Source organism: Candidatus Endomicrobiellum trichonymphae, assembly GCF_002355835.1.
Taxonomy (GTDB): domain Bacteria; phylum Elusimicrobiota; class Endomicrobiia; order Endomicrobiales; family Endomicrobiaceae; genus Endomicrobiellum; species Endomicrobiellum trichonymphae.
On sequence record NZ_AP017459.1, the window covers coordinates 430,194 to 441,943 of the forward strand.

The 11,750-nt window shown below is 35.7% G+C and carries 13 protein-coding genes; all 13 read left to right on the top strand.

From position 1 onward, the window contains the following. Positions 1 to 502: 502 nt before the first annotated feature. The 13 genes from infC (at position 503) to RSTT_RS02180 (ending at position 10,716) form a co-directional block, all read left to right on the top strand. Positions 503 to 1,051, top strand: a complete 549-nt coding sequence (gene infC / locus RSTT_RS02120) for a translation initiation factor IF-3 (protein ID WP_096525497.1) — start codon at positions 503 to 505, stop codon at positions 1,049 to 1,051. Positions 1,052 to 1,148: 97 nt separating this feature from the next. Next, complete coding sequence (gene rpmI, locus RSTT_RS02125) at positions 1,149 to 1,340, top strand: 50S ribosomal protein L35 (RefSeq protein WP_015423302.1); 192 nt, start codon at positions 1,149 to 1,151, stop codon at positions 1,338 to 1,340. Positions 1,341 to 1,365: 25 nt separating this feature from the next. Then, positions 1,366 to 1,713, top strand: coding sequence for a 50S ribosomal protein L20 (rplT, locus tag RSTT_RS02130; protein WP_096525498.1), 348 nt, complete (start codon positions 1,366 to 1,368; stop codon positions 1,711 to 1,713). A gap of 36 nt (positions 1,714 to 1,749) precedes the next feature. Beyond that, a complete protein-coding gene (locus tag RSTT_RS02135; protein ID WP_096525499.1) occupies positions 1,750 to 2,034 on the top strand; it encodes a TrkH family potassium uptake protein in 285 nt (94 codons plus the stop codon). 495 nt (positions 2,035 to 2,529) lie between these two features. Continuing rightward, positions 2,530 to 3,024, top strand: coding sequence for a potassium transporter TrkG (locus tag RSTT_RS02140; protein ID WP_269457767.1), 495 nt, complete (start codon positions 2,530 to 2,532; stop codon positions 3,022 to 3,024). Between the two features lie 78 nt (positions 3,025 to 3,102). Next, a complete protein-coding gene (locus RSTT_RS06760) occupies positions 3,103 to 3,225 on the top strand; it encodes a hypothetical protein (protein ID WP_269457768.1) in 123 nt (40 codons plus the stop codon). Next, a complete protein-coding gene (locus RSTT_RS02145; protein ID WP_172412821.1) occupies positions 3,215 to 3,511 on the top strand; it encodes a potassium channel family protein in 297 nt (98 codons plus the stop codon). Before RSTT_RS06760 ends, RSTT_RS02145 begins: the two co-directional genes overlap by 11 nt. A gap of 11 nt (positions 3,512 to 3,522) precedes the next feature. After that, positions 3,523 to 3,732: a potassium channel family protein gene (locus RSTT_RS02150; protein WP_095558731.1), complete on the top strand. Its 210-nt coding sequence runs from the start codon at positions 3,523 to 3,525 to the stop codon at positions 3,730 to 3,732. After that, positions 3,725 to 4,009 carry a tetratricopeptide repeat protein gene (locus RSTT_RS02155; protein WP_096525502.1) on the top strand — a complete coding sequence of 95 codons (285 nt, stop codon included), beginning with the start codon at positions 3,725 to 3,727 and terminating at the stop codon, positions 4,007 to 4,009. Before RSTT_RS02150 ends, RSTT_RS02155 begins: the two co-directional genes overlap by 8 nt. An 85-nt stretch (positions 4,010 to 4,094) precedes the next feature. Beyond that, positions 4,095 to 5,114 carry a phenylalanine--tRNA ligase subunit alpha gene (pheS, locus tag RSTT_RS02160; protein WP_015423305.1) on the top strand — a complete coding sequence of 340 codons (1,020 nt, stop codon included), beginning with the start codon at positions 4,095 to 4,097 and terminating at the stop codon, positions 5,112 to 5,114. 309 nt (positions 5,115 to 5,423) lie between these two features. Next, positions 5,424 to 7,799: a phenylalanine--tRNA ligase subunit beta gene (gene pheT / locus RSTT_RS02165; protein ID WP_172412822.1), complete on the top strand. Its 2,376-nt coding sequence runs from the start codon at positions 5,424 to 5,426 to the stop codon at positions 7,797 to 7,799. Positions 7,800 to 8,393: 594 nt separating this feature from the next. Beyond that, positions 8,394 to 9,899 (top strand): FAD-binding oxidoreductase, encoded by a 1,506-nt coding sequence (locus tag RSTT_RS02175; protein ID WP_096525505.1) that lies wholly within the window; start codon positions 8,394 to 8,396, stop codon positions 9,897 to 9,899. 394 nt (positions 9,900 to 10,293) lie between these two features. Next, positions 10,294 to 10,716, top strand: coding sequence for a hypothetical protein (locus tag RSTT_RS02180; protein ID WP_096525506.1), 423 nt, complete (start codon positions 10,294 to 10,296; stop codon positions 10,714 to 10,716). The last annotated feature ends 1,034 nt before the right edge of the window (positions 10,717 to 11,750 follow it).

An 11,750-nucleotide genomic window follows, 5' to 3' on the forward strand; every position in this document is an offset into this window, starting at 1 on the left:
AGGTTTTTGCGAGTTATGTAATCGTGAGAATTATAGATTGGAACAACATTTGCTTTCGGTTTTTCAACTTGTAATCGGACTTCTCTATATAACACCCATGCACTTAATGCAAATCAGTGGACAATGACAATAATGAAGAAAAATTATTTTATAATATCCTGATTTCTATGCTTTCTTAAGATGAACACTAATATTCACAACATAGGAGATGGACTGTTTAAGCCGAAGAGTTTTAACGGGTTTTATTCTTTCCGGATAATGCTTTTTTGTTATTTTTTCTCTGCTTGCATTCAAACTATGAAAAAGATACTGATACTACATTGACAAAGAGAGATAGTTATTGTACAATTCACTACATGCTAAGTAATAGAGTAGTTAATCCCAGCTCACTTTCACCCAGATTTTATTTAAGGGAAAAGAGGTTAGAGAGTATAAAACAATGTTTTTATATGGTGTATTTACGGGGCGGGTGTGGAGTCCGCCCCGATTTTTTATTTAAAAATTGACAAGTTTTGTCAGGGGAGGATTCGTAGAAAACAGAAAATTTCGTATAAACCAGTTTATCAAAGTGCCGGAGGTAAGACTTGTTGATTTTGATGGGACAATGATAGGAGTAATAAAAACAGCCGATGCTTTAGCAAAAGCGCAGGCAAAAGATTTGGATTTAGTGGAAATTTCTCCGCAGGCAAACCCGCCTGTATGTAGAATAATTAACTTCTCTAAATTCAAGTATGAGATGGAGAAAAAAGAGAAAGAAGCCAGAAAAAAACAAAAAATCTTTCATATTAAAGAAGTCAGAATAAGACCCCGTATCAGCGACCATGATTTGGAAGTTAAAATTAAACATGCCAGGGAATTTATTGATGGAGGAGATAAAGTGCAACTTACGGCTTTATTTTCCGGAAGAGAAATGCAACACAAAGATTTGGGAATTAAAATTATGGAAAGAATAAAAGAATCTTTGGCTGATATTGCGTGTCCCGAAAGAAAAGTTTATTCAATGGGTATGAGGATATTTTTGACTTTGGTCCCCAAAAATAAAATAAAATAAATTTAATTTGTGACAGACTGTTTTAAGTTCGGTTCGGCAGATGCAGATGTAGATTGGTTTGTCATAGTTTGGGGGAGGGGGGGATAAAGTGCCTAAAATGAAACAGCACAGCGGTGCAAAAAAACGCTTTAAAGTTACAGGAAAAGGAAAGGTTAAATATAAGAAGCCAGGGCAGAGACATCTTTTGACTGGGGATTCCGGGAACCAAAACAGAAAAGCAAGAAAACCTGCCATAGTTACAAAATCGGATATGAAAACGATGAAAAAGATTATGTCGTACAGTTTTTAGTAATATTATATAGGGGAGATTTTAGATGCGTGCGAAAAGTGTTGTGTATACAAGACAAAGAAAGAAAAAAATATTCAGACTTGCAAAAGGATCTTATGCAACAAAAAAAAACCGTTGGAGAATGGTAATCCAGCAGGTAGAAAGATCTCTTAATTATGCTTATACCGGAAGAAAGGACAATAAGGCAAATTTCAGAACTCTTTGGATAGTACGTCTTAATGCTGCAGTAAGAGAAGAAGGAATTTCTTATAATAGATTTATTTTCGGGCTTAAGAAAGCCAATGTTGCAATAGACAGAAAGATGCTTGCAGAAATAGCGGTAAACGATAATACTGCATTTAAACAGCTGGTTGAAGTTGTGAAAGCTGCATAGAAATAAATAAATTATTCTCCGGCAAAAACACTGATATTGTTTTTTCTTGAACTTATAATAACAGGCGTATTACTTTTGTCGCTTCCTGCCGCGCGCAGTTTCAGCGGTTTTTCTTTTATTACAAATTTATTTACATCTGTTTCAGCTGTATGCGTTATGGGTCTTTCAGTCGTAAGTATTGGTGAATATTATTCAAAGTTCGGACAGATAGTTATTTTAATTCTCGTGCAGCTTGGCGGTATAGGGTATATGCTTGTTTCCACCTCTATTACGCTGCTGTTTGGTAAAATAGCTTTGAAAGACAGACGCATAATGATTTGATATATCGTCTTTCAGCGGTTTAAAGAAACTTCTTTTAAAAGCTGTTTTTTTGTTTTAGCAATAGAATTCATTGGAGCGGTTATATTAACTTTTGTTTTTTTACGCAGTTTTTCATTTTTAAAATCAGTATATTTAGGAATATTTTATTCAATAGCGGCTTTTTGTAATGCTGGTTTTGGTTTTTTTTTTGCGACAGTTTAGTAGGATTTGCAAATGATCCGGTTTTGTTGTATGTGATTTCTGTCTTAGTGCTTATCGGTGGGCTTGGTTTTTTTGTAATAGTTGACATTTACGATACATATAAAGAAAAGCGTTTGCATTTGTGGACGCATACAAAAGTTGTTCTTTCTCTATCGGCAGCGATTACATTTTTTGCATTTATATTTTTTTATTTTCAGATACCCTGAAAGGAAATGGAGTATTTTATTCGATAAATAACGCTTTTTTTCAGACTGTAAGCGCAAGAACGGCAGGTTTTTATTCTGTCCCCGTAATTTGTTCAGTGAATTTATTGATGTAATACTATTATTTTTAATGTCAGTCGGTGCTTCTCCGGGAGGCACGGTGCGTGGTATAAAAGTTACTTCGCTTGCGTTGGTTTTTATATTTGTAAGAAGTTTGTTGAAAGGTGATGAGGATTTTGTTTTATTTAAAAGGCGGGTCCCGGTCGATATAGTAAAAAAGGCTCTGGCGGTTTTTATTATATTTTTTGTTTCAATTACATTTTTTTCGGCGATTCTCGTTTTGCTTGAAAGTTGTTTAAAACCGCTTGATGTTGTCTTTGAAGTTGTTTCGGTATTTGCCACAGTCGGATTATCGCTGGGTATTACCGCTGATTTGTCAGTTGAAGGTAAAGTACTTATCATTATTGCAATGATAGTGGGAAGAATAGGGATACTTACACTATTTATACTTGTGTTAGATTCGGTTGGTAAAAGGAAGAGTGTAAGATATCCCGAAGCCCGAGTATTAGTCGGGAAGGTCAACTAGCATTATCTTCTTTATATGTTGTAATGAATATGAAATTTTACGAACAGCCCGGATGCTTTAAAAAATTGCCTTTTCATTATGACAAAAGGATCATCGATGAAAAAGAAACAATTTGCTATTATAGGGCTTGGGACATTTGGTTATAATGTTGCGCTGGAACTTGTAAAAAAAGATATTCAGGTTTTGGCTATTGGACAATGACAGTGAAGCAGTCAACCGTATAAGCAGATTTGTCACGCAGGCTTTAGTGGCTGATGCAACCGATGAAAAGGTTATGGAAGATGCCGGTGTTGCATATTGTGACAGTGTTGTAATTTCAATAGGCGGAAATATAGAGACAAGCATTTTGTCTACGTTAATAGTTAAGGAGCTCGGTGTTAAAAACGTCATTGTCAAATCTTCAAGCCGTTGGCATTCTAAAGTTGTGGCAAAACTCGGCGTGGATACTGTAGTTTATCCGGAATTTGAAATGGCAAAAAACTTGTAGATAATATAGTAATGCCGAATATTTTGGAACAGATAGAACTTTCAAAAGATTATAATTTGGTTGAAGTTGTAGCCCCGAAAGAGATTTGGGGAAAGACAATAAAAAATTCAAGTGTCATAAGCAATTATGGAGTCAATATTATTGCTATGCGCAAACGTATTCCGATTATTGACGATGACGGACAGAGTGATATAAAGGAAGAGAGGATGATTAATGAGTAATGATATAAAGAATATGCTTTCAAACGAGCTAGATCATATAGAATTGGGGAAATTTTATTTTCTTAACAATAAGTATGATGAAGCCGTGTCTGAGTTTAAAAAAGTTTTGGAAATAAATCCGGCTAACGCTGAGACTTATTATAATATAGGTCTTATCAGAGAAAGTTCAAATCAAATGGGCGAAGCAAGAGAAATGTATTCAAAAGCGTTGGCTGTTAAACCCGACTATAAGATAGTCAGAGTCAGGCTTAATAAACTTATAGGTATTAAGAGTTAAAATATTTGCTATGTCAGTTTTCGGTGCGGCAAAAAACAGATTTTAAATACTTATATATAACATAAAATAGTATAGAGATTTTGTAATGGATGATATTAAACAGATTATTGATAGAGCGTTGGCAGAAATAAAAAATGCTGATCTCGCAGTGCTTGAAGACATAAAGACCAGATATTTGGGGAAAAATGGTGTGTTGACACAGATTTTAAAATCTCTGTTGCAGTATTCTATTGAGGATAAAAGAATAATCGGCTTGGAAACGAACGGAGCGAAAGATATTATTGTAAGTGAAATTGAGAAGAGAAAGAAAAGTCTTAAAAAAGTTTTACTTGACGAGAAAATGCATAAAGAGAAACTGGATTATTCTCCAAGTTTTTATTTCCCATTTTCAAAAGGGAGTTTTCATCCTGTTGTGCAGACTATAAAGAATATAAGTTCTGTTTTTAAGTTGCTTGGCTTTAGTATTGTGGAAGGGCCTGAAATAGAAACCGATTGGTACAACTTTGAAGCTTTAAATATACCTGAAAGTCATCCGTCAAGAGATGCGCAGGATACTTTTTATATTGAGGGTATGAAAAATCTGCTCAGAACCCACACTTCTCCGGTACAGATTCATGTTATGGAAAAACAAAATCCTCCAGTAAAGGTTATTGTCCCCGGAAGAGTTTACAGAAATGAAGCTTCTGACGCTTCACATTCGTCAACTTTCCATCAGATTGAAGGATTTGAAGTAGATGAAAATATATCGTTTGTGGATTTAAAAGCTGTACTTATCAATTTTATACACCAATTTTTCGGTTCTGAATTGGGTGTACGGTTCAGACCATCGCATTTTCAATTTACAGAGCCGTCTGCTGAGGTTGATATTCAGTGTTTTTTCTGTAACTGCGGGGGCTGCAGAATATGCAAAAATTCGGGATGGATTGAAGTATTGGGTTGCGGAATGGTTCATCCTGATGTTTTAAAAACCGTTAATTACGATTCTGAAAAATATACAGGCTATGCTTTCGGTATGGGAGTTGAAAGGATTACGATGCTTAAATACGGAATAGATGATATACGGCTTCTGTACGAAAACGATTTAAGATTTTTGAAGCAGTTTTAAAGGTATAATATTATTTTTATCGGTTTCTGTAATTGTGAAAAATTTGCAGAAAAAACAGACACTTCAAAAACTTGTCTTGTTATCTCGGGCACAATACCCTTAAAAGATTTGGATTTATTCCGTTTGTAGTGTCTCAAAATTAGAAATTCTTGAAGTAAGTGGGACAACGAAAGACTGGATGCTAAAAGCAATAGATGACCTCGGCGTGGCAGATTCTGGATCAAGTTCGTAATGGCGGAACTTGCGCATGTGGACTTGGACTTTTTGTGCCGTTGTCCCGAACTGACGGGAAAAATAAGGAATTGGGGAATGAAGTTATCGTATAAATGGCTTAAAAAGTTTATAGATTTTGAGTTAAGCCCGCAAGAACTTGCCTCAATGCTTATTTCCGTAGGCATTGAAACTTCTGTTGTTTCAACGGGGTGCGACTGGCACAGTGTCGTTACGGTAAAAGTTTTGGAGGTGCTAAAACATCCCGGAGCAGACAGGCTTTCTTTGTGTAAGGTCAATGACGGTTCAAAAGATTATTCAATAGTATGCGGTGCAAAAAACATTGCCGCGGGGCAAATTGTTCCTCTTGCAAAGATAGGTGCCGTATTGCCTGGAAATTTTAAAATAAATAAGTCCAAAATAAGAGGAATAGTGTCTGAAGGTATGATATGTTCTGAAGCTGATCTCGGTCTTAAAAAAGAATCCGATGGCATTTTGATGCTTGACAAAAATACAAAGATGGGTGTTGCTCTTGAAAACGTTTTAAGTGGGCTTGATTCTATACTCGAAATAGAAATAACTACAAATAGAGGCGATTGTTTAAGTCATTTGGGAGTTGCAAGAGAGATAGGTGCGAAATTGCGTAAAATACTGTCTTTCCCGACGATGATAAAGACTTTTAATATCCCGTACTTAAATTGCGTTGAAGTAAAATCTGATTTGTGCCATCGATATATAGGAAGCGTTATATCCGGTGTTAAAATATGTCCGTCGCCCGGCTGGATTACAGATGCTTTGGAAAAAAGCGGAATAAGACCCGTCAACAATGTTGTTGACGTAACCAACTACGTTATGATTGAACTAGGGCAGCCTCTGCATACTTTTGATATAACGAAACTTTCGTCTAGAAAGGTTGTCGTAAGAAAAGCTGTCGATTACGAGAAGATAATTGCTCTCGACGGCAAAGAATATAAACTTGATTCTGAAATGCTTGTTATAGCGGATAGTGAAAAACCTGTCGCGATTGCCGGAGTGATGGGCGGAGAGTATTCTGCTATTGATGAAAAAACTGAAACCGTATTTTTAGAAAGCGCAATTTTTGATGCGGTTTCAATAAGAAAAACTTCGAAAAAATTAAATCTTTCGAGTGGTTCTTCTTACAGATTTGAAAGAGGATTGGGATGGGATATAACCGAGCTTGCATCGTGGAGAGCCGCTAATCTCATAATTGAAATTGCAGGTGGCAGAATGGATGCAAGGGAAGATTTGCAGATTGTAAAATATGAAAGGGCAGATATAGCTTTAAGAGTTGAAAAAGTATCTAAAATTTTGGGCTGTGCTGTCAAAGAAGCCGAAATAACTGAAATTTTAAGATTTTTAGGAATAGATTTACGGTCCAGAGGCACAATAATTCTCTGCACTGTTCCGTCATGGCGCAATGATATAAAAAAGGAAGTGGATTTAATTGAAGAAATTGCAAGAATTAAAGGATATGATGCCATAACGTCTCCAGGAAAAAGGTGTACTGCTACTGCTGAAGTCTGTGTGCCAGATAATTCACTTCTTCATGCTGTTGTCGAAGAGTTTAGAGTTAAATTGAACGGATTTAGTTTCAGCGAAGTCCTGAATTACAGTTTTTCGGAGATCACTGAACTAGAAAAATTTGATTTGAAATATTATTACAAAATAGCAAACCCTATATCAAAAGAAAACGAAGTTTTAAGACCGTCTTTACTGCCGGCACTATATAAAAATCTGTTGCTTAATATCGAGTGGGGTTCTGAGACGGTGACTTTATTTGAGTATGGTAAAATTTTTACTGGACTGGGCGAAAGAAAAGCTTTTGCTGTTATAATGTATGGTAAAGTTTGGCAGGAATGGTGGAAATGGGCGGAACAAAAAAATAGTCCGAAATATGACTTTTATTTCGGCGGCGGAATAGTAAGAAATATTTTGCCGTCAGATGAATTTATAATTGCGGAAAATTTAAATGCTGAAAGCTATTATCACTCTGGAAAAACAGCGTCTGTTGTTTATAAAGGGAAACCTGTAGGGCAGTTTGGTGTTTTGAAACCGTCAATAACTAGCGACATTGCAGGTGACGTATTCTATTTTGAAGTTAATTTAGAGTCGTTTGAGAATGTTTGTGCAGGAAAGAAATCTCTGTATAAAGCATATTCAAAATTTCCTGAGGTAAAAAGAGACATCTCAATTACTGCGGATAAAACTTTGCAGTTTTCAGAGATAGAAAAAGTCATTAAAAATGTTATTAAATCCGGCGGTATTTTAAAAGAGTATTCGTTGTTTTCAGTGTATTCTGATGAGTCTAAAATAGGTGATGGTAAAATCAGCTACTCGTTCAGATTGTCTTATAAAAACAGCGAAAAAACGTTGACCAACGAAGAAGTCAATAAAGATATGAATGTTCTGTTACAGAAACTCGATGCTGATTTCGGTGTCAAATTAAGACGTTAAAAGTAAAAGTTTCTTTAACAGCTTTATAGAGGAATGAGAAAAAAATAATTTGTATTTTAATAGCTACGCTAATGTTTAGTCCCTCTGCCGGGAAGAATACGGCACAAAACCCAACAGATGGGCACTACGGCGGTTTTAGCCATAGATCTCAAAAACGGAAATGGGGGACAGTGATTGTGTTGTGAGGGCGTGTTTGTAGTCAGTGATTACAACATTATGAGTGAGATAGCTAGGCAGAGGAGTCTGAGAAATTTGAAAAAGTGGTGCTAAATTCATCCTAGAAGTTACAATGCCGACCCTAAAATGATTATTTTGACAGATACAATGGCGGGTGGGGGGCAACCACGACGGTACTATCTAAATAAGTCAATTAAAAGCACTTTGCTATACGCTCTCAATCACGGAATGATGATTTTTGGACAGGAGTGGGCGTGCTTACGATTGTTGCTTGTGTTGCCATTGCAAAAAGTTAAAGAGGATGGCGGGTGGGGAAAATAAATAAACAAAACCAGCGCCAAATACAGTGGATCGGCAGGCGTAAGTATGGTTGGATAGATAACCGATGACGTTGAAACTATATTGCGGTAAAATAAAATGATAATAAAGAGAGATAAAGATATAATTCAAAATTATTTTGAAGATAATTCGGGTGTCATAGGGTCCAGTGCCGATTTTGTTGCGCTAACGGAAACTGAAGACGATATATCCGGCTTTCTTGTTGAAATGTCTAAGTCTAAAACACCGGTAACGGTTGTAGGATCGCTTACGGGAAATACTGCCTCTGGACTTGCGTTCGGCGGGAGTGTGTTATCTTTGGAAAACTTAAATAATATCAGCGAAATAAAAGAGATTGATGATAAAAACGCTCTTATTACTGTTCAGGCTGGAGCAAAAATTCATGATATAAAATTGAAAGCTTTCAACGGAGGCTGGATGTATCCGCCGGATCCTACTGAAAAAAATGCGTCTATTGGTGGAAATATTTCAACTAATGCTTCTGGAGGCAGAGGCTTTAAGTTTGGCGTAACGAGGGATTATATCAAAGCTTTAAAAGTTATTTTTTCAGATGGCTCTCAAAGTTATATCGAAAGGGGTAAATATTTCGCGGATAAAAACGGCGGAATAACTTTTGATACGAATAAGGGTAAAAAACATATACTGCTTCCTAAATATCATTTGCCTGCAATAAAAAATGTCACAGGATATTACAATTATCCCGCCGCCGATTTAATGGATGTTTTTATAGGTTCAGATGGCACTCTTTGTGTTATCGTCAAGGCCGTGCTTAAACTTATTCCTAGTTTTAAAGAAGTATTCGGCGGGATAATATTTTTTGAGAGTCGCAATAGCGCGTATGAATTTGTAAATAAAATAAAAATTATTTCTAAAAATACGGAAAAAGAAAATTTAAAAGATTCAATCAGCGCTATGTCTTTAGAATATTTTGATAAGAATGCATTGCTTATGATAAAAAATTATTATCCTGTCATACCTGAAAATATTGAAGCTGGTATTATGTTTGAACAGGATATATACGAAGATAATTTTGATATTCTAATGGAAAAATGGGTTGAAGCTATCAGTGACAGCGGCATTGATTTGGAAAAAGTTTGGTTTGCCTCGAATTTTGCACAGCAGGAAGAATTCAGAGTTTTCAGACACAGAATTCCAGAGTGTGTAAATGCAATTGTAAGAAAAAATAAAATTCCAAAATCCGGCACGGATTTTGCTGTTCCTGAAGGGAAACTGCCTGAAATTGTTGACTTTTGTGACAGGGAGTTTAAAAAATCTGGCATTTTTAATTTAACTTTCGGACATATAGGTGAAAATCATCTGCATGCAAATATTATAGCTTCAAATAAAGAAGAATATGAACGATGCAGACGAATATGTGTAGATATTGCTCAGAAAGCTGTTGAGCTTGGCGGAACGGTTTCTGCGGAACACGGAATAGGAAAACTTAAACATATTTTATTGGAGAAGATGCTTGGTGAGAAAGGCTTTAAAGAAATGGCGAAATTTAAAAAAAGCATTGATGAATCCGGGATTTTGGGGCAAGATAATATATTCCCGAAAAATTATATTCAACGGATTCAATGATTAAGTAAGAAGTCAAAAAGTAGGTTATACACTGCTTGTCCAGTGTTTTTCAAGCAAGTACGATGTCCCCCCCCCCCCCTGAAGTTCAATGAGTGTGTTGAGATTAGGAAAGGAAAGCCGGCGCAATCTATCAGAAAGATTTAAATCAATCATGAATTATGCGAAATTTTCAGAATTGGCATCCTCATTAATTGATGTCGTAATCTTTGGATATAGTATTTCTTCCTGCTGTGATTGATTTAAATCAATCATGAATTTAGGGTACAAATATACATTTGCGGGCATAAAAACTAAAGGATTAAAAAGACTGGAAGATAAAAAAACTAATTAATGTTTTACATTTTGATGTGTTTAGGCTTGTTGAGCTTTAGCGGTTGTTGTAACAAGGAAGTAGATGCTAAATCCAGTGAATAAAGTGTCTGCAGTTGAAGTTAGTCAAGGGAAAACGTTGAGTGAAACGGTATGGAGTGTCGCTAACAATCCGTATGTTCTAGCTATTCTGATGGACGGTGTTATCTCTGCTGTTTGGTATTTGGGCTTTTATAAGCCGGTAATGAAAAAGATGTCGGACTTGGCTAGTGTTTCTCCGACAGAGGAAGAGGATGAGCGGTCTGATAAAAGTGTTCAGAACTTAGAGAAACAACTTGAGGCTTTGAGGTTTAGTAAAAATGGATCTGAGTGGCTTGCAACTGAAAAGACGAAGGAGCTGAAAAGTCTTGAAAAACCAGTTAGAGGCATTTCGTATCGCTTCACATGGTTTAGTAGGCAAACCGGAAACGGCAGAGGAGTTGCGAGTAGCAATTATCAAAGTAATTAAATATAGTATGGATTTGCGGAAAGAGAAAAGGGATTTTGATAACGTTAAACTGTGATCACTCAGAGTGGTGTCAGAAACTTCAACAGGAGATTGCATAATAGATAAACCAGATTAAGGAATTAAATCAGCAAAAAGCCAGTTTATCAAAAATATCAAACAGTTTTTTAGACTGCTTCCAACTTTTCTTATTTGCATAAACATATTTCACAATGAACCGACTGCCCATCAACTGGCTATAATGTGGGACGGAATTGACAAAGGCGGAGTCGAGAATGCATAATAAAACAAAAGAGAAAAGATGAAGCATACAGTGTTCAACTATATGCTTCTGTTGTATTTGATAATATCTTAATTTAAAAGTTTTTGAATATCAAAAGTTTATCAATTCAATCCAGTATGTCAAATCACGTTTGTAAAATTTAAATCAATCACAGCAGGAAGAAATACTATATCCAAAGATTACGACATCAATTAATGAGGATGCCAATTCTGAAAATTTCGCATAATACACAAGTTTGACAAAGAAATTCAAAAAAATATAAAATTACTTATCAATTTTTGTATGATATTTTAATAAATAATATAAAAGGACAGCAATGAAGGTTTTGTATATGTTGTGATTTTGCTTTTTCGGCAATAATTCATGAAGTAGCGCACGGATATGTCGCTTATTTAAGAGGATGATACAGCCAAAATGGGGCAGGATGTACTACTTTAAGTCCTAACCACACATAGAATTATTTGGGACTATTTTACTTTCAGCAATATTATTGGTTTTGAAAACACCTGTTCTTTTAGGATAGGCAAATCCCGTTCCTTTAAATCATAGAAATTTAAAAAATCTGAGAGAGGATGTTCCGCTTGTTTGTCTTGCCGGACCTGCCTCCAATATATTGCTTGCTTTTCTGTTAGGACTGGGGGAGGGGGGATGCATATTGCGAAATATTTTCCGAATTTTGAGCTTATACGTAACTGATTGATAGAACATTTTTTATATATGGCGATTTATTTTTGCAGTTGTTATAAATCTTATA

Bases quoted from the DNA above. Each gene is read 5' to 3' on its own strand.
- pheS (WP_015423305.1), top strand. From the start codon at position 4,095: ATGGATGATATTAAACAGATTATTGATAGAGCGTTGGCAGAAATAAAA.
- RSTT_RS02155 (WP_096525502.1), top strand. From the start codon at position 3,725: ATGAGTAATGATATAAAGAATATGCTTTCAAACGAGCTAGATCATATA.
- rplT (WP_096525498.1), top strand. From the start codon at position 1,366: ATGCGTGCGAAAAGTGTTGTGTATACAAGACAAAGAAAGAAAAAAATA.
- RSTT_RS06760 (WP_269457768.1), top strand. From the start codon at position 3,103: ATGACAAAAGGATCATCGATGAAAAAGAAACAATTTGCTATTATAGGG.
- pheT (WP_172412822.1), top strand. From the start codon at position 5,424: ATGAAGTTATCGTATAAATGGCTTAAAAAGTTTATAGATTTTGAGTTA.
- RSTT_RS02175 (WP_096525505.1), top strand. From the start codon at position 8,394: ATGATAATAAAGAGAGATAAAGATATAATTCAAAATTATTTTGAAGAT.
- RSTT_RS02150 (WP_095558731.1), top strand. From the start codon at position 3,523: ATGCCGAATATTTTGGAACAGATAGAACTTTCAAAAGATTATAATTTG.
- rpmI (WP_015423302.1), top strand. From the start codon at position 1,149: ATGAAACAGCACAGCGGTGCAAAAAAACGCTTTAAAGTTACAGGAAAA.
- RSTT_RS02180 (WP_096525506.1), top strand. From the start codon at position 10,294: ATGCTAAATCCAGTGAATAAAGTGTCTGCAGTTGAAGTTAGTCAAGGG.